The organism is Janthinobacterium sp. J1-1 (assembly GCF_030944405.1).
Lineage (GTDB): Bacteria > Pseudomonadota > Gammaproteobacteria > Burkholderiales > Burkholderiaceae_D > Janthinobacterium.
In genome coordinates this window covers 2,829,014-2,852,738 of sequence record NZ_CP132339.1, presented here as the reverse complement: position 1 = coordinate 2,852,738, position 23,725 = coordinate 2,829,014, and the positions used below count along the sequence as shown (strand labels likewise).

Genomic DNA, 23,725 nt, shown 5'->3' with positions numbered 1-23,725 from the left:
GCGTTATACCGCCTGCTCCGCCGCCGACATCGCGCGCAAGGCTTCGACCACATCGTCGATGGTGCGGATGGTCTTGAATACTTCCGGCTGCAGCCGCTTGCCCGTCAGCTGCTTGAGCTTGACGGCCAGGTCGACCGCGTCGATGCTGTCGATGTCGAGTTCCGAGTACAGGTTCGACTGCGGCGTCAGCGCCGCCGGATCGAGTTCGAACATCTCGGCCAGCAGCTTGACTACCCACGCGGTCAGTTCATCGCGGCTCATTACACTCATGTCTACCATTTTGCAGCTCCTTACTTCTTTCTGTGACTGTCAACCATGGCCGCCAGCGCCCGTACCGAAGCGAAATGGCGGCGTGTATCGGCCGAATCGGCCGACAGGGAAATCCCGTATTTCTTCTGCAGCGCCACGCCCAGCTCCAGCGCATCGATCGAATCGAGCCCCAGGCCTTCGACAAACAAGGGCGCATCCGTATCGATGTCGGCGGCGCTCATGTCTTCCAGTTGCAGCGCCTCGATGATCAATTCCTTCACTTCCTGTTCAAGCATGTTGTTCCTGTATCGAGCTAAAGTAATGTTGCAGATAATTGGTCAGATGGCGCGCCGCCATGACGTCGGACGCGCCGTCGCCGGTGAAGGCCGTGATCGCCAGGTCGTCCTGCACCGCGATCTCGAAATGCGCGCGCCGCGCCGGCACGCGCCACCATGGTTCTCCCTTGCCCAGGGTCGGCGGATGGCAGCGGATCAGCACCGGCGTGACGTCGCAGCGGCCGCGCACGGCGACATTGGCCGCGCCCCGCTTGAGCGTGATGTTGCCGCCGTGCGGGGTGCGCGTGCCTTCCGGGAAAATGATCAGGTTATTGCCGCGCGCCAGCGAGGCCACGCAAGCGTCGACCAGTTCGGCGCCGCCGGCATTGTTGATATAGCCGGCCGCGCGCACCGGGCCGCCCGTAAACGGATTGTTCCACAGGGCCGCCTTGACGATGCAGTCGGCCCGCTTCACATGGGCCATCAGGAAGATCGTGTCGATCAGGGTCGGATGGTTCGCCAGGATCAGCATGCCGCCCCGTTCCAGCTTGTCCAGCCCGTGCAATTCATAGCGCAGCACGCCCAGCGCGCGCATCAGGCCGATATACGCGCGAAAGCTCCAGCGGATGATGGCGCGCGCGGCGGCCACGCGCGCTTCGCGCCGCCATACCAGCAGCTGCAGCAGCGGGAACACCAGCACCCGCAGCAGCAGGCCGCCGATGCCGAAGGCGGCAAAGCTGATGGCGGTGGCCAGGGTGCGCCAGGTAACCGACACGGCAACGGCCAGCGAGCGGCGCTCACGCATGGCGGCTCCAGCGCCAGCACTGGCGGTTGGCCACATGTTCGTACACGGCCGCCTCGCCAAGCACAAAGCGCAGGGCGGCCAAGCTGGCCGGCATCGCGCTGTTGCTGATGGTGTCGTGCGCCGCGCGCGGCCGCCAGGCCAGGCTGATGTCGCCGCCCTGCCCGCTGCCCGCCTGCAGCAGCCAGGCAAACGCATGCGCCTGGCCATGTTCATCGTCGAACGGCGCAAACAGCTCCGGCAGCGGGCTGTCGGCCGCCAGCAGCAATACCTGCGGCGCGCCATCGGCCAGCAGGCCGCACGCCTCGATCACCGCCGCTTCGACACTGGCGGCGCCGGCGGCCAGCGCCAGCTGATTGGCTTGATCATTGCGGGCGATGGAAAACAGGGCGGCGCTGGCGTTATGCACGGCCATGCCGAAGGCCGTCGGCGACAGCGGTTCGCCAAGCGCCAGGCTGGACAGCAAATCGATGGCGCGCACCACCTCGCCATGACGCGAACAGAAGACAATCGGAATATTGCGCGCCTCGCCCAGGCAGGCGTACGCGACTTCGAGCGCCATCTTGCCCAGTTGGCCGGCGCGGCGGCGCAACAGCGGCGCCATCTGGCGCACGCCAGGCTCGCCGTTGGCGGCGATGTGAAATGGGGTGTGCGTCCACGCCTGCCATTGCTGCGGCGTTTCCAGTCCAGGCGCCCACGCCACCTGATTGGCAATTGAAAAACGGACACCCTCGGCGCACATATGCATTTTCCCGCGAACAGAATAAAAAGTTGAACTCGCGTCTGAACTGCATGGAAAAGCCCCGCCGTCGTTCTTTTCAAATTATAAACGAAGGGAGTCAAAACAACTAAGATAAATGGTCGTGGGGAAACTTTTTAGAAGGCAAAAATCAAATCAGGGAAATGCGCTGCCAAGGCCACATTGTTACTATTAGTAACATTTATGGATTTAATGCGCTGGCAGCCTGCGGCCAGCCCCTTGCGCGAGCGGGGAAACAGGCAAGCGCGGTACAAACCGCCTGCCCGAAAATGATGTTGCGGATAAGCAACGATGCGCTTGATGCAATACCGGCTGAAAATAAAGCCGACATTGCCTGATTATCATGCGAGCGGGCGATACGCAACAATAGCGCGCATCGCCGTGCTATTTAAAACACCCAAAGTTTATCGGCCGGCATATGCAGCCAGTATTTACCGGCCTCGAGTTTATGGCGCGAATACGCGCGCAGGCTGAGGTTATCGGCGCCGCCGCCGCGCTCGAACAGGCACTCCCAACGGTCGCCCAGGTACATGCAGGTCAACAGCGGCAGCTCGATCGCGTTTTCGACCTGGGTGGCGCTGATCTTCACTTCCTCGACCCTGATCATGGTGGTCACGTCAAGACCCGTATTGACGCCGCGCGCCACGCCCTGCATAGGCGTGCCGTCGATCCGCAGGCTGACCCGGCTGCCGTCGCGGCTGGTTACCTTGCCCGGCAGGCGGTTGTTGCTGCCCATGAATTCGGCCGTAAACAAGGTGTCCGGCGTTTCATACATGCTTTGCGGCGTGCCCTGCTGTTCGATCTTGCCGTTATTGAGCAGCAGGATGCGGTCGGAAATGGCCATAGCCTCGCCCTGGTCGTGCGTCACCATCAGGGCCGACAGGCCCAGGCGCACGATCAGTTCGCGCAGAAAGGCGCGCGCTTCCTCGCGCAGCTTGGCGTCCAGGTTCGACAGCGGTTCGTCGAGCAGGATCACGGGCGGGTTGTACACCAGCGCCCTGGCGATCGCCACGCGCTGCTGCTGGCCGCCGGACAATTGATGCGGATAGCGCTCGCCCAGATGGCCCAGGCCCAGTTGCGTCAGCACTTCCTTGACGCGCCCGGCGATATCGGACGTGCCCATCTTGCGCAGTTTCAGGCCGTAGGCGACGTTGTCGAACACGGTCTTGTGCGGCCACAGCGCATACGACTGGAAGACCAGGCCCAGGTTGCGCTGCTCGGCCGGCATCTCGAAATGTTTCGCGCCGTCGAACACATTGCGCGCGCCGATTTCGATGGTGCCCGCCTTCGGGCTTTCCAGCCCGGCGACGGCGCGCAGCAAGGTGGTCTTGCCGCTGCCCGAAGGCCCCAGCAAGGCGACCACTTCGCCTTTTTTCAGGTGCATCGAGACACCTTTCAGGATCTGGTTGGCGGCGGCGCCGGTGCCGTAGTCCAGGTACAGCTCATTGACGGTCAGTTCATTCATGATATGGTCTCAATCTCTTTTTAGTTATGTAACTTCACGCCAAAGCGCAGCGCGATGCCCAGGCCGATGGCCACCAGGGTGATGTTGATGAACGACAGCGCCGCCACCAGGTCGGTCGAGCCGCCGGCCCACAGCGACACCAGCATCGCGCCGATCACTTCGGTGCCCGGCGACAGCAGGTACACGCCGGTCGAGTATTCGCGTTCGAAAATCAGGAACACCATCAGCCAGGCGCCCAGCAGGCCGTATTTGATCAGCGGCAGCGTGACGTCGCGCGTGACCTGGCCACGGTTCGCGCCGACGGCGCGCGCCGCCTCTTCCAGCTCCGGCCCCACCTGCAGCAGCGCGGTGGAGATCAGGCGCATGCCGTAGGCCATCCACACCACCGAATACGCCAGCCACAGGGCGAAGATGGTCGAGCGCACTTCGCGCAGCACCGGGATCACATGGCCGCTCAGCCACAGGGCCACGCCGTTGTCCATGCCTTTCAATACGCCGTCGAGCCAGGCCGGCACGAACAGGAACACCCACAGGAACGACAGGCCGGCCAGCAGGCCCGGCACGGCGCGCGGCACCAGCACGCTGTAGTCGAGCAAACGGGTGATGCCGTCCTGCTTGCGGTGCATGGCCAGCGCGATGAAGCTGTAGCAGCCGACCGCCAGCGCGCCGCCGACCACGCCGATCAGGATGGTATTGACGATGCCGCGCACCAGCGAGGGCTGGTCGAAAATATCGCGGAAGTGCTGCAGGGTCAACACGTCGGCCAGGTGCACGCCCTCGCCCCAGTACTGCACGAACGAGCGCAGCACGATGCCCGTCAACGGCAGGATGATGGTGAAGATCAGCCAGCCGGCCAGCAGCGCGAATGCCAGCCACTTCCAGCGGCCCAGCGGCATCGCCTTGCTGCGCGCGCCCTTGCCCTTGATCGACACGTATTTGTTGGCCGATTTGAGCAGCCAGCGCTGTATCATCACCAGCGGCATGGTCACCATCACCAGGCAGACGGCAACGGCGGCCATCAGGTGGTAGGACGGCGTGCCCAGTTTATTGGTCAGCTTGTACAGATAGGTCGGCAGCACCAGGTGGCCTTCCGGGTCGCCCAGCACCAGCACCAGGCCGAACACTTCAAAACCGAGGAAGAACACCAGCACGCCAGCATACGCCAGCGCCGGCATGATCATCGGCAGCGACACATTCATCATCACCTGCACCGGCGAGGCGCCGGCCACGCGGGCCGCTTCCTCGACATCCGACCCCAGGCTTTTCAGCGCCGACGAGGCGTACAGGTACACATGCGGCACGTGGGTCAGGCCGGCGATGATGACGATGCTGGTGAAGGAATAGATATTCCAGGGCACGAAGCCGAGCAGCTCCTTGGCCCAGGTCGAGTAAAAGCCCACCGGCCCCATCGACACCACATAGCCAAAGCCCATCACCATCGGCGACACGAAGATCGGCACCAGCAGCATCGGCGCGACCCAGCCGCGGCCCGGCAGATCGGTGCGCACCATCAGGAACGCCAGCATGCCCCCCAGCGGCACGGCGATCACGGTCAGGCCGAAGGCCAGCATCAGGCCATTCTTGAAGGCCATCGAGAAATCGGGATCATCGAAGATGAAACGGTAGGAATCGAAGCCGAATTCGCGCACCGGCATGAAGAACGGCGCGGACAAAAAGCTTTGATAAAAAATCAGGAACAGCGGCAGGAAAATGGCGACCAGGGTGATCGCCACGACCACGCCGCGCGGCCAGTTCAGGCGCGACAAGGGAGAGCGCGACCGTGCAGGCAGCGGCAAGATGGCAGTTTGCATGATGAATCCAATGAATGAGGGGTGCGGCATCCAGCCGCCGGCGAACGCCCGCGGCTGGCCAGGACGGCGTTACTTCTTGCCGGCTGTTTCTTTCCATTGCTTCAGGAAGGCCATGCGCTTGGCCGGTCCCAGGAATTGCAGGATGATCGGATGGACCGGTATCGGCTTGATGTTGGCGGCGCCGATTTCCTTGATCAGGTCGGCCGAGGTGGTCTCGCCCGTGACGTCGGCGCGGATCGCGTAAAGCTTGGCGCCGTTCGCGATGATGGTCTGGCCGCGGTGCGACAGGATGTAGTCGAGCCACAGCTTGCCGGCGTTGACGTTCTTCGCGTTCTTGTTGATGAACTGCACGCGCGACAGGATCAGGGTGTAATCCTTGGGCAGTACCACGCCGATCGACGGATCGGTCTTGGCGCGCACCAGGGCGTAGGAGCCCAGCACGTTATAGCCGATCAGGTTTTCGCCCGACGAGATACGCTCCATCATGGTGCCGGTCGACGACTGCACGCGCACCTTGGCCGTGCCGAAGGCGTTCTGCAGCGCCAGGAACTGCGGGTATTCCTTGGCGTCCTGCGACATGAACATGAAGCCCACGCCCGACTTTTCGATATCGTAGGTGGTGACCTTGTCCTTGAATTTCGGCGTGGCGATCAGTTTTGCGAAGTCGTCGTGGTTCTTCGGCACTTCCTTCGGATCGAGCAAGCGCTTGTTGTAGACGATGGCGGCCGGCTCGAACGTGGTGCCGTAGGCCTGGTCGTCCCACATGGCCCAGCCGGGGATCTTGGCCGCTTCGACCGACTTGTATTTCAATGCATAGCCGTCCGAGGCCAGGCGCATCTGCAAGTCCATCGCCGACGACCACATCACGTCGGCCGTGTTGCCGCCGGCGGCCACTTCGGAAATGAAGCGGTTGTAGACTTCGGTCGAATTCATGTCGTTGTATTCGACCGAAATGCCAGGGTACAGGGCGCTGAAATCCTTGATCAGCGGCGCGGCGGCCTTGCTGTCGGTGGCGCTGTAGATCACCACCTTGCCTTCCTTCTTGGCCGCGTCGATGATCTTCTGGTAGTCGGCCGGATAGCCGGCCGGTACTTGTGCAAAAGCGCTGCCGTTGGCGCCGGCGAAAGCGGCGGCCAGGGCGATGGCGAGGATGGTCTTGGTTTGCATGGTTGTCTCCGTCTGTGATTGTTGTAGGGTTGCTTGCAATGGCTTCAGCGCATCAGGCCCAGTTCGGCCGCCTGCCTGGAATAGCGTTCGACCGCCTGGTTTACATACTGTGTCAATTTGTTGCCCGTCAGCGCGAACGGATACATGCCGGCCTGCGTGCGCCACTGGGCAAACTGCGGCGTGGCCATGGCGCGGTCAAAGGTGGCCACCCAGCGCTGGTAATCCGCTTCCGGTACTTGCGGCCCCATCCACAAGCCGCGGATAATGGGCCACACCACGTCGATGCCCTGCTCGCGCGCCGTCGGCACGCCGGCCAGCACGCCGGGCAGGCGTTTTTCCGACAGCACCGCCAGCACGCGCGCATGGTTGGCGCCCGCGTTCAGGGTCGCTTCCGAGGTGTCGCCGGACATCACCTGCACGTAGTCGGCCTGCATCGCCGTGAAGACTTCGCCGCCGCCTTCCAGCGCCACGAAGCGCAGCACTTTCGGGTCGATGCCGGCGTGGCGCGCCACCAGCGCCATCTTCAGCCAGTCCTGGCTGCCGATGGTGCCGGACACGCCGATCAGCACCTTGTCGGGGTGGCGCTTGAGCGCGGCGATCAGGTCGGCCAGGGTTTTATAGGGCGAATCGCTGCGCACGGCGATCATGCCGTAGTCGGCGCCCAGCGCCGCCACCCAGCGCACGTCGCCCGTCTTGGCGTTGCCGAACTTGCCCTGCGCCAGGTTCAGCAGCGAGCCGCCCGAAAACGCCACCAGGGTGTTCGCTTCGGCGCGCCGGCGCTGCGATCCCATCGAGCGCCAGGCCACCGCGCCGATGCCGCCCGGCAGATAGCTGATGCGCACCGAGGACGCGAACGGCGCCGCCGCAGCCGCATCCGGCTGCAGCAGGCCGTTTTTGGCCAGCTTGCAGGTCAGGTCCATGGCGCCGCCCGGCTTGGACGGCACCACGCATTCGACCTCGGGCGCGGCCGCCCCCGCCAGCGCGGGCAGCGCAAGCAGGGAAAACAGCAGCGACAGGAACGCGGTGCGCAGCATGGCCATGGCTTAGAAGCGGTGCTGGATGCCGGCGATCAGACCGCGCTGCGTGTCGCCGAAACCGGCGTCGTCGCGCGACAGGCTGACCAGTTGGCCGTGCTTGGCCTTGGCGTAGGCGCCCGCCACGTACAGGTCGGTGCGCTTGGACAGGGCGTAGCGCAGGCGCGCCACGTACATGATGGGATCGGCGTCCAGGTTGGCGGCGACGTTTTTCACGTCCTGGTAGTAGACCACGCCGGTCAGGGTGATCACCGGCGTGGTCTTGTAGCTGACGCCGCCCCAGTACAGGGTGCCGCGCACATCGGCGCGGTTGGCGGCGGCCGGATCGAGCTTGTAGTCGCGCGCGGCGGCCTGCACTTTCCAGGCGCCTTCTTCATACATGGCGGCAAGGTGCACCACCGTGTTCTTGTCGCGCGCGCCGCCGGCGATCGCATTGCCGTTGATGCGCTCATAGGTGGCCAGCACGCTCACCGGGCCGCTCTTGTAGTTGACGGCGGTCGACAGCTTGGCGCTGTCCGAGGTGCCGGTGCTCTGCTCGCCGAAGCCGTAGGAAGCGCCATAGGTGAAGTCGCCGGTCTTGCCCGAATACTTGACCAGGTTGTCGAAGGCGGTGGTCATGCCGTATTTGCTGGGACCGCTTGCATTGCCCGAAGTGGCCCACGAGTAGAACGGCGCATAGGCCATCGGATCGTAGGGCAGCACGAAGTCATACACGGTGGTGAACGAACGGCCCAGCACCACGCGGCCGAACGCGCCTTCCAGGCCCACGTTGGCCTGGCGCTTGAACAGCGCGCCGTCGGCCGCGCCGGTATCGACCAGGATGCCGCCTTCGAGGTTGAACACGGCTTTCAGGCCGCCACCGAGGTCTTCGCTGCCGATGATGCCCCAGCGCGAGGTGTTCATGCCGCCCGAGCTCACTTGCGTGACCGAGTCTTTCGACGGGCCGGCATTGCTGGTGGTGCTGACGCCGGCGTCGAGACGGCCGTACAGGGTGACGTTGGACTGGGCCTGGGCGGCGCCAGCGGTCACAAACAAGGCCAGGGCGGCCAGCGGTAATGCGGTAGTCTTCACAGGAGTCTCCCTTTAGTTATATTTTTTGGTGATATGCCCGATTCATTTTCTGAATCAGGATCACACTATATGAGCTGCATCCTTTCAATTGGCTTTCAGAATCAGCGCTGTCGCCGGCCGGCCACAGGCGGCCCCACAAGCGCGGCGCCTGGCTTACACTGCACGCATAACAACGAATGGCGGAGACCATGCGCATACTATTAGTGGAAGACCATCTGGAGCTGTCGCACTGGCTGGCGAAAGCCCTGCGCGACGCGCACCTGACGGTGGAGACAGCCCATAACGGCGCCGATGCCGACGCCCTGCTTCATACGCAGGATTATGCATTGGTGCTGCTCGACCTCACCCTGCCGAAAATGGATGGCCTGGACGTGCTGCGCCGCCTGCGCGCACGCGGCGGCACGCGCGCCAAGACCCCCGTCATGATACTCACGGCGCGCGGCGGCATCGATGAAAAAGTGCAGGGCCTGAACCTGGGCGCCGACGACTACCTGGCCAAGCCGTTCGAACTGGCCGAACTCGAAGCGCGCGTCAAGGCGCTGCTGCGCCGCAGCCAGGGCAACGAGGCGCTGGTGCATACCTGCGGCGCGCTCAGCTTCGACACCATCACGCGCATGTTCAGCTATGGCGGCGCGGCGATGGCCCTGACGCCGCGCGAACACGCCGTGCTCGAAGCGCTGATCTCGCGCCTGGGGCGGGCCGTCTCGAAAGAAAAACTGTTCGACGAAGTGTTCGCGCTGGCCGACGACGTCAGCCTGGACGCCATCGAGCTGCTGATCCACCGCGTGCGCAAGAAGCTCGAACAGGGCGGCCTGGCCGACCCCGCCGCCATCACCACCCTGCGCGGCATCGGCTACCTGCTGCAGCCGCGCAGCGCGATGCCGGCCGCCGCCAGCAAGTGAAGCCACGCCATAACGAACGCAGACTCAGCTGGCTGGAACGGCTGCAGCGCCACCTGCAGGCGCGGCGCCTGGGCAGCCTGCGCAACCAGCTGCTGCGCTGGCTGCTGATTCCGCTGGTGATGCTGGTGCTGCTCGACGCCGTGTTCGTCTACCGCAATGCGCTGGACGCGGCCGACATGGCCTACGACCGCTCGCTGCTGGCGTCGACGCGCGCGCTGGCCGAACGCGTCTCGATCGAAGGCGGCAAGGTGGTGGCCGACGTGCCCTACGTGGCGCTCGACAGCTTCGAGACCGACACCCTGGGCCGCATCTACTACAAGGTGACCGGCATCAACGGCGAGCTGGTGTCGGGCTATGGCGACTTGCCGGCGGTGCCGGCGAATGTGCCGCGCTCGCAGAATTACCCGGCGCTGGTGCGCTTTTATCACGCCGACTACCACGGCAAGCCGATCCGCATCGCCGCCCTGCTGCAGCCCGTGTATGACGATTCCATGCGCGGCATCGCCCTGATCCAGGTGGGCGAAACACTGGACGCGCGGCGCGGCCTGTCGAACCAGATCCTGCTCGACACCCTGATCTGGCAGGCGGCGATGGTGCTGGTGATGGCGGCGCTGGTGTGGTTTGCCGTGCGCCTGGTGCTGCAGCCGCTGATGCGCCTGAAGACCGAAGTCGAGACGCGCGCCCTGTCCGATTTGTCCGATGTCGATCCGACGCTGGTGCACCGTGAAATGCGCCCGCTGGTGTCGGCCATGAACGGCTCGATGGCCAGGCTGCAGCAGCTGATCGCCAGCCAGCGCCGCTTTATCGCCGACGCCTCGCACCAGCTGCGCACGCCGCTGACGGTGCTGAAAACCCAGGCCGAACTGGCGCTGCGCGCCTGCGACCGCCAGCCCGACAACCCGCAGGCGGTGGCCGCCCTGCGCGACATCGTCGCCAGCATCGCCGCCACCACCGATTCGACCGTGCTGCTGGCCAACCGCCTGCTGACCCTGGCGCGCATCGAGCATGGCGGCGAGCACCTGCTGATGGACACCGTGTCGCTGCGCGAACTGGCGCAGCAGGTGGGGCTGGAAATGGCGATGTCGGCCGTGGGCCGCGACATCGATCTGTCACTGGAAGCCGACCTGGACGCGACCGTGCAGGGCCAGGCGCTGCTGCTGCACGAATTGCTGGTCAACCTGGTCGACAATGCGCTGCGCTACACGCCGCCCGGCGGCAGCGTGGCGCTGCGCGTGCAGCCGCCGCAGGGGCCAGGCCAGGGGCCGGTGCTGGAAGTACAGGACAGCGGCGCCGGCATCCCCGAAGCCGAACGCGAGCGCGTGTTTACGCCCTTTTACCGCGTGTCGTCGGCGCTGGAACGCAATCCGGGCGGCGCCGGCCTGGGCCTGGCCATCGTGCGCGATATCGCCGCCCTGCATGGGGCGCGGCTGGAACTGGGCACGGCTGATAACGGCCAGGGTTTGCGGGTACGCGTGCATTTCAGTGCCGGCAGCGGCGCCTGACCGGAAAATATTACTCTCTAGATATTAATGTAAAATTTTTTGGCGCTTTGAATCGTGCGCACCTGTAAAAATTTAACCTTGTTATAAAATCCGGCTCCCATCAAGCGATGAATTCCTCGCCGCATTGGTGACTTACTGGATGAATCATGAAAAAACAATTGTTCGCAGTCGTCGTTGGCGCCGCCCTGGCCCTGCCCATGTTTGCACAAGCGCAAAGCAGCTATGTCGGCATCAATGCCGGCCGTTCGGAATTGAAATTGTCGGGCGACCTGGGTTCGGGCAAGGAAGACAAAACCGGCTACAAGGCGTACGCCGGCTACAACTTCACGCAGAATTTCGGCCTGGAAGCCGGTTACGCCAATTTCGGCAAGCTGAAAGACCGCGATGCCGGCACTGCCGTCAGCATGGAAACGAGCGCCTTCTACCTGGCCGGCACCGCCACCATGCCGATCAACCCGCAGCTCTCGGCGTTTGCCAAGGCCGGCGTCACGCAAAACCGCACCAAGGCCACCGTCAGCGGTTTCGGCCTGCGTTTCAGCGGCAAGGAAGATAAAACCGCCGCCATGTTCGGCATCGGCGCCGCTTACCATGTCAACCAGAACGTGTCGGTCGTCGCCGAATACGAAAACTTCGGCAAGACCTACAGCGAAAACGGCGCGAAATTGAAAGCGTCCATGCTGTCGGCTGGCGTGCGCTATCAGTTCTAAGAGCCTATCCCAGTAGTGAGCGTCTTCTGCTTGCAGCTCATCAGGAGCGCGGACAAGGCGTGAGGAGGCGGCATGGCGAGCCATGCAACGACGAGCAACGCAGTCCCCGCTTCTGAGGGGCGCCAGCAGGGGGCGTATTCATCTACTGGGATAGGCTCTAAGTATTCATACCGGGCCAGCGTCTGGCTGATCTCGGGAACCGGTCGAGGTGATCGCACCCCGGCCGGTTTTTTTGTGCCGGCGGCATCACAACAAAACGTCCGCCCATGCAGCCCATCAGGCAAACCCCTCGCCTTTACCTGCGTTACCGGCGCTTGGTGCGCGACCATGAACAGCGCATTGACGTGTCGAAAAACATGATTTACGTGGCCATGGGATCGCTGCTGCATCGACCACATTTCCGCTAAGTTATCAAACCGTCCCCAAGCGAGAAATTGACAATTACTTACGAATATTTTTTTTGTTTTCCATTCTTCTATGGTCCAAGAAGGTTATCCAAAATGCAAATATTGTTGCGTAAAATAAGATTGCCCGTCCGACACTTCTTTTGTGAAATGGAACTCCGGTAAAAAAGCCGCCAACGCGATCAAGAAAATCCATGATCTGGAAGAAAAATGGTTCCTTATTCCCGTTCGGAGCTAGCGCAAGAAAGCCTGAAGACAGATCCAGCAGGTAATAAACGACGGAAAATGCGATAAAACTACCGACAAATGTTATTAAAAGGGGAATTGATTGATGCCATTTCATCGTCGAATTTGCGCGCGGCACCTCGGCCATCAGGCCGGGGAGGCGAAGCGGGGATCCGCTGCAGTGGCTTGCCTGTCGCTCCGTTATTGCCACCAGTAAACATTCATATCAGTCAGCACGCAGGGCAAGTTTGCCATGCTGACCTGATACACCTTGACGGCACCGAGTCGTGCCTGCATTCTGAAATTACCTGCTACGCGCGCACTGTACCCGCGATTATTTTCTTGTCGCTATCGGCGGTAATGAATTTAATCAAATTATCCATCTGCGCTCAGACGGCCTGTAACAAACCAGCTGCCGTTCCTCCTGCCATATTGGATGTTCAACAGATCAACAACCCGCCAAATGCTATCATCGCGCCCTCAGTATCCAACAAGGGCGCACGCCATGATGACCAAAGAAGAAGTGACCGAACTGTTTGACAATATCGCCGAAAACGCGCCCTGGGACCTGACCCAGCCGCTGCTGTGGGGATACTACTTCACCAACCCGACGCCGGAAGCGCTGGAGCAGGCGGCCGGCCTGCTGGCGATCGACGGCTATCGCCCGGTCGAGCTGTACCAGCCGGAACTGGAAGACGCGGCCGCACCACCGGTGTGGGTGCTGCACGTGGAGAAAGAGGAAGTGCACAATGTGGACAGCCTGCATGCGCGCAACGGCGAGCTGCAGCAGTTCGCGCTGGAGCAGAAGCTGGCCAGCTATGACGGCATGGATGTGGGGCCGGTCGGCGCGCCGACGCTGTAATACGGTAAAAAGAACGGCGCCCGCGGGCGCCGTTTTGCATGGCGGGGCCAGTATCAGCTGAGGTTTTCCAGGCGGATCTTGGTCACCGTGCCGACCACGCTATTGAGCGCTTCCATCTGTTCGATGGCGGCCGTGACGTTTTTCTCCTGCGTCTGGTGGGTCAGCATGATGATGTCGGTATGCGTCTCGCCTTCGGCCGGTTCCTTTTGCAGCATGGCGTCGATCGAGATGCCGCGGTCGGCCAGGATGCGCGTCAGGTCGGCCAGCACGCCCGGCTGGTCGGCCACGTGCATGCGCAGGTAGTAGCTGGTGGTGATTTCCGACATCGGCAGGATCGCGATATCGGTCATCGCGTTCGGCTGGAAGGCCAGGTGCGGCACGCGGTGTTCCGGGTCGGCCGTGGCCAGGCGGGTGATGTCGACCAGGTCGGCGATCACCGACGAGGCGGTCGGCTCGGCGCCGGCGCCGCGGCCCGAATACAGGCTGGCGCCGACGGCGTCGCCATGCACCAGCACCGCGTTCATCGCGCCTTCGACGTTGGCGATCAGGCGCTTGGCCGGGATCAGGGTCGGGTGCACGCGCAGCTCGATGCCTTCCACGCCGTCGACGGTGGCGCGCTTGGTGATGCCCAAGAGCTTGATGCGGTAGCCCAGTTCTTCGGCGTAGCGGATATCGATGGCATTGAGGTTACTGATGCCTTCCACATGGGCCTTGTCGAACTGCACCGGAATGCCGAAGGCGATGGCCGACATGATGGTGGCCTTGTGGGCCGCGTCCACGCCTTCGATGTCGAAGGTCGGGTCGGCTTCCGCATAGCCCAGTTCCTGGGCTTGCTTGAGCACGGTGGCGAAATCGAGGCCCTTGTCGCGCATTTCGGACAGGATGAAATTGGTGGTGCCGTTGATGATGCCGGCGATCCATTCGATGCGGTTGGCCGTCAGGCCTTCGCGCAGCGCCTTGATGATGGGAATGCCGCCGGCAACCGCCGCTTCGAACGCCACCATCACGCCTTTTTCCTGGGCGGCGGCAAAGATTTCATTGCCATGCACGGCCAGCAGCGCCTTGTTGGCGGTGACCACGTGCTTGCCGTTGGCAATCGCCTGCAGCACCAGGGTTTTCGACAGATCGTAGCCGCCGATCAGTTCGACGACGATATCGATCTCGGGGTCGTTGACGATGGTGGCAGGATCGTTGACGACCTTGCAGGCGCCGTTGACGAGCGCTTCGGCGCGCGCCACGTCGCGTACGGCGACAGCCACCACCTCGATGCCGCGTCCGGCGCGGCGCTTGATTTCTTCCTGGTTGCGCTTCAAAACGCTGAACGTGCCGTAGCCTACATTGCCCAGGCCCAACAGGCCGATCTTGATGGATTTCATAATGGTCTTGTGCTCATGAGTGGCGCGGGCAAACCGCCCGCGCCAGGTTGATCGATGCTGCTGCTGGCCGGCTCAAACCCGGCTGTGACGCTTGCGGTAACCTTCGAGGAAGCGCGCAATGCGCCCCATCGCCTCGGTCAGGTCGTCCGAATTCGGCAGGAAGACGACGCGAAAATGGTCCGGCGCGATCCAGTTGAAACCGGTGCCCTGCACGATCAGCACCTTGGCCTCGGCCAGCAATTCATAGGCAAACTGCTGGTCGTCGGCGATCGGGTAGACGGCCGGGTCCAGCTTCGGGAACATGTACAGCGCGGCCTTCGGCTTGACACAGGTGACGCCCGGGATATCGGTCAGCAGCTTGTGCGCCAGGTCGCGCTGTTTCAACAGGCGCCCGCCCGGCCCCACCAGGTCCTGGATGCTCTGGTAGCCGCCCAGCGCCGTCTGGATCGCAAACTGCCCCGGCGCATTGGCGCACAGGCGCATCGAGGCCAGCATGTTCAGGCCCTCGATATAATCCTTGGCGTGGCGCTTTTCGCCCGACACCACCATCCAGCCGGAGCGGTAGCCGCAGGAACGGTAATTCTTCGACAGGCCGTTCAGGGTAATGAACAGCACATCGTCGGCCAGCGAGGCGATCGACACGTGCTCGGCTTCGTCGTACAACACCTTGTCATAGATCTCGTCGGCGAAAATGATCAATTGATGCTGGCGCGCCAGTTCGACGATCTGCAACAGCACCTCGACCGGGTACAGCGCGCCGGTCGGGTTGTTCGGGTTGATGACGACGATGGCGCGGGTATTGGGCGTGATCTTGCGGCGCATGTCCTCGATATCGGGATACCACTCGTTCTGCTCGTCGCACACATAATGCACCGGATTGCCGCCCGACAAGCTGACCGCCGCCGTCCACAGCGGATAGTCGGGCGCCGGCACCAGCACCTCGTCGCCGCTGTTGAGCAGGGCGTTCATCGACATGACGATCAGTTCCGATGCGCCATTGCCCAGGTAAATGTCGTCGATGGTGACACCGGCGATATTCTTGCCCTGCGTATAGTGCATGACGGCCTTGCGCGGCGCGAACATGCCTTTTGAATCGGTGTAGCCGGCGGCGTTTTGCAGGTTGAGCATCATGTCGCGCACGATCTCGTCCGGCGGATCGAAGCCGAACACGGCGAGGTTGCCAATGTTGAGCTTGGTGATCTTGTGGCCTTCTTCTTCCATTTGCCTGGATTTTTCCAGGACCGGGCCGCGGATGTCGTAGCAGACATCCGCCAATTTATTCGATTTCTGAATCGGTCGCAAAATAAATCCCTGTCGTGATGCGGCGCTAAAAAGCCAAGGCGCGCCTGAACTATCCCCAATGCACTGCAAGGCGAAAACAAGCATTCTCGCCGAAAGCAGGCCATTTTATCAAATTAAACATGGTCAACCCCAGCATTTCGCGCCCATCCTGCCACGCCTGCTTGTATACCGGGCAGCAAGGTGCCGCGCCCTTCTTCATGTTCTCTTAATCTTCGCTGTTTAGGATGATGCTGTTAGTCAACATCTAGATTGCAGTTTGGAAAGGAAGTCCATTTCCATTCGCTCTTTGACGTTGTTTATGGCATCCTGACGGCCTTCGCCGCATGCTTTTTTAGCATCGGCACGCATCCCGATCCACTCAGTGAGTACCCGAACCATCATGAAACTGCACGCTTCCAGCACCCAGCAATACCAGACCGTGACCGGCTACGACGCCACCGGCGTGGAGATCAACGCCGAACACTTTGGCTACAGCCTGATCGTGATGCCGGAAACGGCGCCGCGCGCCTGGGACGTGACGCGTTTCGAAGACCTGAGCGAGGCGCATTTCGAGCAGATCCTGGCCGACGCGCCCGACGTGGTGATCCTCGGCACGGGCGAGCGCCAGCGCTTCGTGCATCCGAAACTGACGGCGTCGCTGACCATGCGCCGCATCGGCGTCGAATGCATGGACAGCCAGGCCGCCTGCCGCACCTACAATATCCTGATGGGCGAGGGCCGCAAGGTTACCCTGGCCCTGATTCTGCCCGTCTCCCAGCCTGCTGGCGCCGGCGCCACCGCATGAAATTGCCTGTTCGCGAGCTGCACACATCGAAGGTGGCGATGTGGACCCTGTTCGGGCTCTTCGTCGTCGTCACCCTGTATGCGCTCGGCATCCGCACCCTGGTGCCGCCCGACGAGGGCCGCTACGCCGAAATGGCGCGCGAGATGTTCGCCAGCGGCGACTGGATCACCACGCGCCTGAACGACATCAAGTATTTCGAAAAGCCGCCGCTGCAAACCTGGATGAACGCCTTGACTTTTGCCGCCTTCGGCCTCGGTGAATGGCAGGCGCGTCTGTGGACCGGCCTGTGCGGCATCCTCGGCGTGGTGATGACGGCCCATGCGGGCAGGAAAGTATTCGGCCCGCGCACCGGCCTGTATGCGGGGCTGGTGCTGGCGTCTAGCCTGTTCTGGCTGGCCTCGGGCCAGATCAATTCGCTCGACATGGGCTTATCAAGCATGATGACCGTGACCCTGGCCAGCCTCTTGATCGCCCAGCGCGATGACGCCAGCGCCAGCGAGCGGCGCAACTGGATGCTGGTGTGCTGGGCCGGCATGGCGCTGGCGGTGCTGGCCAAGGGCCTGATCGGCCTGGTACTGCCGGGCGCCGTGCTGATCCTGTACAGCCTGTTCGCCCGCGACTGGCGCATCTGGACCCGCTTGCACCTGATCAAAGGCATGCTGGTGTTCTTTGCCATCGCCACGCCGTGGTTCGTGCTGGTCGCCTTGCGCAATCCCGAGCAGCCGTATTTTTTCTTTGTCCACGAACACTTCCAGCGCTTCCTGATGAAGGGCCACAAGCGCGAAGGCGGCTGGTATTACTTCCTGGTGCTGCTGATCCCCGGCATGCTGCCCTGGATCACCTTGTTGCCGCAAAGCCTGGCCGCAGGCGCCAAGCGCCAGGCCGGCGCCTTCCAGCCGCGCCTGATGATCTTGATCTGGGCCGTCTTCATCTTCCTGTTCTTCAGCTATTCGACCTCGAAGCTGCCCGGCTACATCGTGCCCATCTTCCCGGCCCTGGCGCTGCTGGCGGCGCTGTCGCTGGAAGCGGCCTCGCGTCGCCAGCGCCTGATCTTCGCCGGCATGCTGGCCGTGCTGGGCCTCGCCATCCTGGTCGCCGTGCCGGTCACGCTGGCGCTGATCACGGCCCGCGACGAGGCCCACCTGGCGGCCCTGCGCGGCTACCAGCCCTGGGTCATGGCGGCAGGTTTCCTGGTGATGGCGGGCGGCGTGATGGCGCTGCTGCATGAGCGCCAGTCGCGGCGCGACATGGCGGTGCTGACGATCGCCGTGGCTGGCTTCCTGGCCACCCACAGCATCCTGGCCGGCTCCGAACTGTATGGCCAGAACCGCGCCGGCACCGACCTGCTGCCGCAGATCCAGGCCGAACTGAAACCCGGCACCAAGCTGTATTCGGTCGGCATCTACGAGCAGTCGCTGGTGTTTTACCTGCGGCGTCCGGTGACCCTGGTGGCCTACACCGATGAATTCGCTTTTGGCCTGAAACAGCAGCCTGAACTGTCGATGCCGGTGATAGAGACTTTCATCACGCAATGGACAAACGACGCCGCCGCCGGCGTGCACAGCCTCGCCATCATCAGCCTGGACCGGTATGAAGACTTGAAACACCGCAGTGTTCCCATGCGCGTCGTTGCCGAAGATGCACGCCGCATGATCATTGCCAACTTGTAATAAAGCCGTGGCCCAAGCATGCGCCACGACAGCAACACCGGCAAGAGCGGCCAGCCATCAGGGTTCGCCGAAATTGCCACCCCTTCCGCAGCACGGATCTCAGCCCCGCCCCCGCTGAAATTGACCGTGCCGCAAAATTGAGAAGCTTTAAAATGGAAGTGCCTGCAAACGCCTTGTTTGCAGGCGGCTTTCGCGAGCGCGCCACATGGCGAATGACCAGCCTGAACCGAGAAACAGTGAGTGCAGCATGACAAACATTACGACCCCGCCCCTGCCATTTTTGCCGTTTTCCAAGCCCACCATCGACGAGGCCACGATTGCCGCCGTCGGCGAGGTGCTGCGCTCGGGCTGGATCACCAGTGGCCCGAAAGTGCAGGCCTTCGAAGCGCAATTGTCCGGGTACTGCGGCGGGCGCCCTGTGCGCACCTTCAATTCCGGCACCTGCACCATGGAAATCGCGCTGCGCGTGGCCGGCATAGGGCCAGGCGATGAAGTCATCACCACGCCCGTGTCGTGGGTGGCGACGGCCAACGTGATCATCGAAGTGGGCGCCACGCCGGTGTTTGCCGATATCGACCCGGTCACGCGCAATATCGACCTCGACAAGCTGGAAGCGGCCATTACACCACGCACCCGCGCCATCATTCCCGTCTACCTGGCCGGCTTGCCGGTCGACATGGACCGCCTGTATGCGATCGCCAGGCAATACAATTTGCGCGTGATCGAAGACGCGGCGCAGGCGCTGGGCTCTTCGTGGAAAGGCCGTCCGATCGGCTCGTTTGGCGACATGGTGTCGTTCAGCTTCCAGGCCAACAAGAACATCACCACCGGCGAAGGCGGCGCGCTGGTGCTGAACAACCTGGAAGAAGCCAAGCTGGCCGAGAAATTCCGCCTGCAGGGCGTCACGCGCAGCGGCGTGGACGGCATCGACGTCGATGTGCTGGGCGGCAAGTACAACATGAGCGACATCATGGCCGCGATTGGTCTCGGCCAGTTTGCCAAGCTCGACGCCATCACCGCGCACCGCCGCGCGCTGGCGCGCCATTACTTTGTCCAGTTCGGCAGCGGTTTCGAAGCGGCCAGCGGCGCGCAGTTGCCGGTGGCCGATTTCGAGAACAGCAACTGGCATTTGTTCCAGATCATCCTGCCCGACCACGGCCCCGACACGCGCGCCACCTTCATGCGCCAGATGGCCGAACTGAACGTGGGCACCGGCTTTCATTACGCGCCGATCCACCTGTTCAGCCTGTACCGCGCACGCGGCTTTAGCGAAGGCATGTTTCCCCATGCGGAAACCATCGGCCGCCTGACCGTCACCCTGCCGATGTTCTACGCCATGACCCTGGCCGACGTGGAACGGGCCGTGGCCGCCGTCAAATCCATCCTCGTCAAGGAAGGAACCCCATCATGAAACCTGAACTGTCGGTCATCATTCCGATCTACAACGAACAGGAAGGCCTGGCCAGCCTGTTCGCGCGCCTGTACCCGGCGCTCGACGCCTTGCAGACCAGCTACGAAATCATTTTCGTCAACGACGGCAGCCGCGACAATTCCGTGGCCCTGCTGGCCGAGCAATTCCGCCAGCGCCCGGAAGTGACGCGGGTGGTACTGTTCAACGGCAACTACGGCCAGCACATGGCGATCCTGGCCGGCTTTGAGGTGTCGCGCGGCCAGATCATGATCACGCTCGACGCCGACCTGCAAAACCCGCCCGAGGAAATCGGCAACCTGGTGGCCAAGATGCGCGAAGGCTACGATTACGTGGGTTCGATCCGGCGCAAGCGGCAGGATTCCGCCTGGCGCACGGTGGCCTCGAAAATGATGAACCGCCTGCGCGAACGCATCACCAATATCAAGATCACCGACCAGGGCAATATGTTGCGCGCCTATGGCCGCAATGTGATCGACCTGGTCAACCAGTGCGCCGAAGTCAATACCTTCGTGCCGGCGCTGGCCTACACCTTTGCCCGCAAACCGACCGAGATCATCGTCGAACACGAGGAGCGGGCGGCAGGCGAATCGAAGTATTCGCTGTACAGCCTGATCCGCCTGAACTTCGACCTGGTGACGGGCTTTTCGCTGATCCCGCTGCAGATCTTTTCCATGCTGGGCATGCTGCTGTCGTTCAGCTCGGCACTGCTGGTGATCTACCTTCTGGCGCGCCGCTTCCTGTTCGGCGCCGAAGCCGAGGGCGTGTTTACCCTGTTCGCGGTCGCCTTCTTCCTGATGGGCGTGATCCTGTTCGGCATCGGCCTGGTGGGCGAATACGTGGGCCGCATCTTCCAGCAGGTGCGCGCCCGCCCCCGCTACGTGGTGCAGACCATCTTGCAGGACGGCATGGCGCAGGCCGAGGCGGAAGCCCTGCCGTATGTGCGCCTGGAAAAACGCCAGGTGGCCCGCTGATGCGCGCCGTCGTTTTCGCCTATCACAATGTGGGCGTGCGCTGCATCAAGGTGCTGCTGGCCGGCGGCGTCGATATCGCGCTGGTGGTCACGCATGAGGACAACCCGCAGGAAAACCTGTGGTTCGAGTCGGTCGCCAGCCTGTGCCGCATGGAGGGCATTGCTTTTATTACGCCGCCCGATGCCGGGTCGCCCGAACTGCTGGCGCAAGTGCAGGCCGCCCGGCCCGACATGCTGTTCAGCTTTTATTACCGCCATATGCTGCCAGCAGGCATCCTCGATGTGGCGCCGGCCTGGAACATGCACGGCTCGCTGCTGCCGCAGTTCCGTGGCCGCGCACCCGTCAACTGGGCCGTGCTGCACGGCGCCCGCGAGAGTGGCGCCACCCTGCACGCGATGACGGTGAAACCGGACGCCGGCGCCATCGTCGCGCAGACCGCCGTGCCGATTTTGCCCGACGACACCGCTTTCGAGGTATTCGGCAAGGTCACCGTGGCGGCCGAGCAGACCCTGTGGCGCGTGCTGCCGGCCCTGCTGGACGGCAGCGCGCCGCTGCTGCCGAACGACCTGACCCAGGGCGGCTACTTCGGTGGCCGCAAACCGGCCGATGGCCGCATCGACTGGAGCTTGCCGGCGCAGCAGGTCTACAACCTGCACCGCGCCGTCGCGCCGCCCTATCCTGGCGCGTTTACCGAGCTCAATGGCGTCACCTACGTGATCCAGCAAGCCAGATTGAGCAAGCTTGCGCCAGTCAAGCTGACACCGGGCCTGGCCATCGTCGATGGCGCCATCGCCGGCGTCTGCGGCGACGGCCGGCTGCTGGCCATTTCCTCCTTGCACGCCGATGGCGCACCGATTTCTGCCGCACAACTGCAAGACCAGCTGGCTTCCCATGCCAGCACCCTCAATACCATCCAAGAGAAATTCATATGAAAAAAGTACTCATCCTCGGCATCAACGGTTTTATCGGCCATCACCTGTCCAAGCGCATCCTGGAAACCACCGACTGGCATGTGTACGGCATGGACATGAATTCGGACCGCATCAGCGATGTGCTGGAGAACCCGGAATACAAATCGCGCATGCATTTCTTCGAGGGCGACATCACCATCAACAAGGACTGGGTCGAGTACCACGTCAAGAAATGCGACGTGATCCTGCCGCTGGTGGCGATCGCCACGCCGTCGACCTACGTCAAGCAGCCGCTGCGCGTGTTCGAGCTGGACTTCGAAGCGAATCTGCCGATCGTGCGTTCGGCCGCCAAGTACGGCAAGCACCTGGTGTTCCCGTCGACCTCGGAAGTGTACGGCATGTGCCACGACGAGGAATTCGATCCGGAGAACTCGGAACTGATCTGCGGTCCGATCAACAAGCCGCGCTGGATCTATTCGAACGCCAAGCAGCTGATGGACCGCGTGATCTGGGGCTACGGCATGGAAGGGCTGAACTTCACCCTGTTCCGCCCGTTCAACTGGATCGGCGCCGGCCTCGATTCCATCCACACGCCGAAGGAAGGTTCGTCGCGCGTGGTGACGCAGTTCTTCGGCCATATCGTGCGCGGTGAAAACATTTCGCTGGTCGACGGCGGCGCGCAAAAACGCGCGTTCACGTATATCGACGACGGCATCGATGCGCTGATGCACATTATCGCCAATCGGAACGGCATTGCCAGCGGCAAGATCTATAATATCGGCAATCCGGGCAATAACTATTCGATCCGCGAGCTGGCCGGCATGATGCTGACCCTGGCCGCCGAATACCCGGAATACGCCGACGGCGCGCAGCATGTGAAAATCGTGGAAACCACCTCGGGCGCCTACTATGGCGCCGGCTACCAGGACGTGCAGAACCGCGTGCCGAAGATTACCAATACCTGCGAAGAACTGGGCTGGGCGCCGACCACCGGCATGAGCGACGCGCTGCGCCATATTTTCGATGCCTACCGCAGCCAGGTCACGCAGGCGCAAGCGCTGATGGATTAATGTTGAGCAAACCCTTATTGACACTGAAGATCGACGTCGACACCTATCGCGGCACCCGCGAGGGCATGGGCAATCTGGTGCGCATGCTGGCCGCGCACCAGGCCCAGGCGACGTTCCTGTTTTCGCTGGGCCCCGACCATACGGGCTGGGCCTTGCGCCGGGCCCTGCGGCCCGGTTTTTTCAGCAAGGTCTCGCGCACTTCGGTGGTCGAGCACTATGGCTTGAAAACATTGATGTACGGCACCTTGCTGCCGGGTCCGGACATCGGCAAGCTGTGCGCGGATGAATTGCGCGCCGTGCGCGACGCCGGCTTCGAATGCGGCATCCATACCTGGGACCACACCTTGTGGCAGGACAACGTGGCCCGCCGCGAGGCCGGCTGGACCACCGCCATGATGCGCAAGGCCGCCGCCCGCTTTGCGCAGGTATTCGGCGCGCCGGCGCACACCATAGGTGCGGCCGGCTGGCAAATGAATGTCAGCGCCTTTGTCGAACACGACGCGGCCGGCTATGCCTACGCCTCGGACGGGCGCGCCATGCTGGACGAACGGGGCGCCATGGTACGCGCCAGCGACGGTCCGCACCGTCTGCGCAATGGCAATACAGTACTGCAATGCGTGCAGCTGCCGACCACCCTGCCCACCCTCGACGAATTGCTTGGATGCCAGATTGATGGCAAAATGCTCACCACCAGCAATATTGCCGACCATATCCTGTCCCTGACGGCGGAAAACCGCCGCGATCATGTCTATACTTTGCACGCAGAGCTTGAAGGACAGAAACTCGCCCCCATTTTCGAGCAACTGCTGACAGGCTGGCAAGCCCAGGGTTATCAATTTGCCTCGATGGCCGAGTATCATGACAAGGTCAAACAGTCCGAATTGCCCGTCTGCCCCATCACCTGGGATGAATTGCCGGGTCGCTCGGGACGCCTGATCGTGCAGGGCAAAGCCGCCTGAATGCTGTATTGTTC

General features: G+C 62.7%; 23 protein-coding genes. 11 read left to right on the top strand and 12 right to left on the bottom strand.

Translation table 11 applies throughout. The features are described from left to right. Positions 1-3: 3 nt before the first annotated feature. The 9 genes from Q8L25_RS12925 to Q8L25_RS12885 form a co-directional block, all read right to left on the bottom strand. The gene (locus tag Q8L25_RS12925) at positions 4-261 is read right to left on the bottom strand and encodes an acyl carrier protein (RefSeq protein ID WP_308925208.1); all 258 of its coding nucleotides are present in this window, start codon (positions 259-261) and stop codon (positions 4-6) included. 29 nt (positions 262-290) lie between these two features. Next, a complete protein-coding gene (locus Q8L25_RS12920) occupies positions 291-545 on the bottom strand; it encodes a phosphopantetheine-binding protein (RefSeq protein ID WP_308925207.1) in 255 nt (84 codons plus the stop codon). Beyond that, positions 538-1,329 (bottom strand): lysophospholipid acyltransferase family protein, encoded by a 792-nt coding sequence (locus Q8L25_RS12915; protein ID WP_308925206.1) that lies wholly within the window; start codon positions 1,327-1,329, stop codon positions 538-540. The genes Q8L25_RS12920 and Q8L25_RS12915 overlap by 8 nt, the downstream gene beginning before the upstream one ends. Next, complete coding sequence (locus Q8L25_RS12910) at positions 1,322-2,029, bottom strand: beta-ketoacyl synthase chain length factor (RefSeq protein WP_308925205.1); 708 nt, start codon at positions 2,027-2,029, stop codon at positions 1,322-1,324. The genes Q8L25_RS12915 and Q8L25_RS12910 overlap by 8 nt, the downstream gene beginning before the upstream one ends. Before the next feature lie 445 nt (positions 2,030-2,474). After that, positions 2,475-3,551, bottom strand: coding sequence for an ABC transporter ATP-binding protein (locus Q8L25_RS12905; RefSeq protein WP_308925204.1), 1,077 nt, complete (start codon positions 3,549-3,551; stop codon positions 2,475-2,477). Positions 3,552-3,571: 20 nt separating this feature from the next. Continuing rightward, on the bottom strand, positions 3,572-5,362 hold the full coding sequence (locus Q8L25_RS12900; RefSeq protein ID WP_308925203.1) for an iron ABC transporter permease: 1,791 nt from the start codon (positions 5,360-5,362) through the stop codon (positions 3,572-3,574). 69 nt (positions 5,363-5,431) lie between these two features. Continuing rightward, a complete protein-coding gene (locus Q8L25_RS12895; RefSeq protein WP_308925202.1) occupies positions 5,432-6,529 on the bottom strand; it encodes an ABC transporter substrate-binding protein in 1,098 nt (365 codons plus the stop codon). Between the two features lie 44 nt (positions 6,530-6,573). Beyond that, complete coding sequence (locus tag Q8L25_RS12890) at positions 6,574-7,569, bottom strand: tripartite tricarboxylate transporter substrate-binding protein (RefSeq protein WP_308925201.1); 996 nt, start codon at positions 7,567-7,569, stop codon at positions 6,574-6,576. Positions 7,570-7,572: 3 nt separating this feature from the next. After that, positions 7,573-8,634, bottom strand: a complete 1,062-nt coding sequence (locus Q8L25_RS12885) for a porin (RefSeq protein WP_308925200.1) — start codon at positions 8,632-8,634, stop codon at positions 7,573-7,575. A 188-nt stretch (positions 8,635-8,822) separates the two neighbouring features. Between Q8L25_RS12885 and Q8L25_RS12880 the strand changes: the two genes are divergently transcribed. The 3 genes from Q8L25_RS12880 (at position 8,823) to Q8L25_RS12870 (ending at position 11,745) form a co-directional block, all read left to right on the top strand. Then, positions 8,823-9,536 (top strand): response regulator, encoded by a 714-nt coding sequence (locus Q8L25_RS12880; RefSeq protein ID WP_308925199.1) that lies wholly within the window; start codon positions 8,823-8,825, stop codon positions 9,534-9,536. Positions 9,537-9,577: 41 nt separating this feature from the next. After that, positions 9,578-11,038 carry a sensor histidine kinase N-terminal domain-containing protein gene (locus Q8L25_RS12875; RefSeq protein ID WP_374694304.1) on the top strand — a complete coding sequence of 487 codons (1,461 nt, stop codon included), beginning with the start codon at positions 9,578-9,580 and terminating at the stop codon, positions 11,036-11,038. Positions 11,039-11,184: 146 nt separating this feature from the next. Further along, positions 11,185-11,745 carry an outer membrane beta-barrel protein gene (locus Q8L25_RS12870; RefSeq protein ID WP_308925198.1) on the top strand — a complete coding sequence of 187 codons (561 nt, stop codon included), beginning with the start codon at positions 11,185-11,187 and terminating at the stop codon, positions 11,743-11,745. Between the two features lie 441 nt (positions 11,746-12,186). On the opposite strand, the gene Q8L25_RS12865 is transcribed toward Q8L25_RS12870, so the two are convergent. Beyond that, a complete protein-coding gene (locus Q8L25_RS12865; RefSeq protein ID WP_308925197.1) occupies positions 12,187-12,585 on the bottom strand; it encodes a hypothetical protein in 399 nt (132 codons plus the stop codon). Positions 12,586-12,879: 294 nt separating this feature from the next. Here Q8L25_RS12865 and Q8L25_RS12860 point away from each other — a divergent pair, with 294 nt between their 5' ends. After that, positions 12,880-13,236: a ribonuclease E inhibitor RraB gene (locus tag Q8L25_RS12860; RefSeq protein ID WP_308925196.1), complete on the top strand. Its 357-nt coding sequence runs from the start codon at positions 12,880-12,882 to the stop codon at positions 13,234-13,236. 53 nt (positions 13,237-13,289) lie between these two features. Here the strand turns inward: Q8L25_RS12860 and Q8L25_RS12855 are convergent, their stop codons facing one another. Together Q8L25_RS12855 and Q8L25_RS12850 are read right to left on the bottom strand one after the other, a co-directional pair. Beyond that, the gene (locus tag Q8L25_RS12855; RefSeq protein ID WP_308925195.1) at positions 13,290-14,612 is read right to left on the bottom strand and encodes a homoserine dehydrogenase; all 1,323 of its coding nucleotides are present in this window, start codon (positions 14,610-14,612) and stop codon (positions 13,290-13,292) included. A gap of 72 nt (positions 14,613-14,684) precedes the next feature. Then, complete coding sequence (locus Q8L25_RS12850) at positions 14,685-15,914, bottom strand: pyridoxal phosphate-dependent aminotransferase (protein WP_308925194.1); 1,230 nt, start codon at positions 15,912-15,914, stop codon at positions 14,685-14,687. A 379-nt stretch (positions 15,915-16,293) separates the two neighbouring features. Here Q8L25_RS12850 and Q8L25_RS12845 point away from each other — a divergent pair, with 379 nt between their 5' ends. The 7 genes from Q8L25_RS12845 (at position 16,294) to Q8L25_RS12815 (ending at position 23,711) form a co-directional block, all read left to right on the top strand. Beyond that, positions 16,294-16,698, top strand: a complete 405-nt coding sequence (locus Q8L25_RS12845) for an Mth938-like domain-containing protein (protein WP_308925193.1) — start codon at positions 16,294-16,296, stop codon at positions 16,696-16,698. After that, a complete protein-coding gene (locus tag Q8L25_RS12840) occupies positions 16,695-18,368 on the top strand; it encodes a glycosyltransferase family 39 protein (RefSeq protein WP_308925192.1) in 1,674 nt (557 codons plus the stop codon). Before Q8L25_RS12845 ends, Q8L25_RS12840 begins: the two co-directional genes overlap by 4 nt. A gap of 247 nt (positions 18,369-18,615) precedes the next feature. After that, positions 18,616-19,779, top strand: coding sequence for a DegT/DnrJ/EryC1/StrS aminotransferase family protein (locus tag Q8L25_RS12835; protein ID WP_308925191.1), 1,164 nt, complete (start codon positions 18,616-18,618; stop codon positions 19,777-19,779). Continuing rightward, on the top strand, positions 19,776-20,771 hold the full coding sequence (locus tag Q8L25_RS12830) for a glycosyltransferase (protein WP_308925190.1): 996 nt from the start codon (positions 19,776-19,778) through the stop codon (positions 20,769-20,771). The genes Q8L25_RS12835 and Q8L25_RS12830 overlap by 4 nt, the downstream gene beginning before the upstream one ends. After that, on the top strand, positions 20,771-21,703 hold the full coding sequence (locus Q8L25_RS12825) for a formyltransferase (RefSeq protein ID WP_308925189.1): 933 nt from the start codon (positions 20,771-20,773) through the stop codon (positions 21,701-21,703). Before Q8L25_RS12830 ends, Q8L25_RS12825 begins: the two co-directional genes overlap by 1 nt. Further along, positions 21,700-22,752 carry a bifunctional UDP-4-keto-pentose/UDP-xylose synthase gene (locus Q8L25_RS12820; RefSeq protein ID WP_308925188.1) on the top strand — a complete coding sequence of 351 codons (1,053 nt, stop codon included), beginning with the start codon at positions 21,700-21,702 and terminating at the stop codon, positions 22,750-22,752. The genes Q8L25_RS12825 and Q8L25_RS12820 overlap by 4 nt, the downstream gene beginning before the upstream one ends. Beyond that, positions 22,752-23,711, top strand: a complete 960-nt coding sequence (locus Q8L25_RS12815) for a polysaccharide deacetylase family protein (RefSeq protein WP_308925187.1) — start codon at positions 22,752-22,754, stop codon at positions 23,709-23,711. Before Q8L25_RS12820 ends, Q8L25_RS12815 begins: the two co-directional genes overlap by 1 nt. Positions 23,712-23,725: the final 14 nt, after the last annotated feature.

What these genes read in the sequence shown, in the direction of transcription:
- Q8L25_RS12925 (WP_308925208.1), bottom strand. Translation starts at nt 261, where the DNA reads ATGAGCCGCGATGAACTGACCGCGTGGGTAGTCAAGCTGCTGGCCGAG.
- Q8L25_RS12825 (WP_308925189.1), top strand. Translation starts at nt 20,771, where the DNA reads ATGCGCGCCGTCGTTTTCGCCTATCACAATGTGGGCGTGCGCTGCATC.
- Q8L25_RS12840 (WP_308925192.1), top strand. Translation starts at nt 16,695, where the DNA reads ATGAAATTGCCTGTTCGCGAGCTGCACACATCGAAGGTGGCGATGTGG.
- Q8L25_RS12870 (WP_308925198.1), top strand. Translation starts at nt 11,185, where the DNA reads ATGAAAAAACAATTGTTCGCAGTCGTCGTTGGCGCCGCCCTGGCCCTG.
- Q8L25_RS12830 (WP_308925190.1), top strand. Translation starts at nt 19,776, where the DNA reads ATGAAACCTGAACTGTCGGTCATCATTCCGATCTACAACGAACAGGAA.
- Q8L25_RS12915 (WP_308925206.1), bottom strand. Translation starts at nt 1,329, where the DNA reads ATGCGTGAGCGCCGCTCGCTGGCCGTTGCCGTGTCGGTTACCTGGCGC.
- Q8L25_RS12920 (WP_308925207.1), bottom strand. Translation starts at nt 545, where the DNA reads ATGCTTGAACAGGAAGTGAAGGAATTGATCATCGAGGCGCTGCAACTG.
- Q8L25_RS12880 (WP_308925199.1), top strand. Translation starts at nt 8,823, where the DNA reads ATGCGCATACTATTAGTGGAAGACCATCTGGAGCTGTCGCACTGGCTG.
- Q8L25_RS12815 (WP_308925187.1), top strand. Translation starts at nt 22,752, where the DNA reads ATGTTGAGCAAACCCTTATTGACACTGAAGATCGACGTCGACACCTAT.
- Q8L25_RS12900 (WP_308925203.1), bottom strand. Translation starts at nt 5,362, where the DNA reads ATGCAAACTGCCATCTTGCCGCTGCCTGCACGGTCGCGCTCTCCCTTG.
- Q8L25_RS12820 (WP_308925188.1), top strand. Translation starts at nt 21,700, where the DNA reads ATGAAAAAAGTACTCATCCTCGGCATCAACGGTTTTATCGGCCATCAC.
- Q8L25_RS12845 (WP_308925193.1), top strand. Translation starts at nt 16,294, where the DNA reads ATGAAACTGCACGCTTCCAGCACCCAGCAATACCAGACCGTGACCGGC.
- Q8L25_RS12855 (WP_308925195.1), bottom strand. Translation starts at nt 14,612, where the DNA reads ATGAAATCCATCAAGATCGGCCTGTTGGGCCTGGGCAATGTAGGCTAC.
- Q8L25_RS12890 (WP_308925201.1), bottom strand. Translation starts at nt 7,569, where the DNA reads ATGGCCATGCTGCGCACCGCGTTCCTGTCGCTGCTGTTTTCCCTGCTT.
- Q8L25_RS12895 (WP_308925202.1), bottom strand. Translation starts at nt 6,529, where the DNA reads ATGCAAACCAAGACCATCCTCGCCATCGCCCTGGCCGCCGCTTTCGCC.
- Q8L25_RS12905 (WP_308925204.1), bottom strand. Translation starts at nt 3,551, where the DNA reads ATGAATGAACTGACCGTCAATGAGCTGTACCTGGACTACGGCACCGGC.
- Q8L25_RS12835 (WP_308925191.1), top strand. Translation starts at nt 18,616, where the DNA reads ATGACAAACATTACGACCCCGCCCCTGCCATTTTTGCCGTTTTCCAAG.
- Q8L25_RS12860 (WP_308925196.1), top strand. Translation starts at nt 12,880, where the DNA reads ATGATGACCAAAGAAGAAGTGACCGAACTGTTTGACAATATCGCCGAA.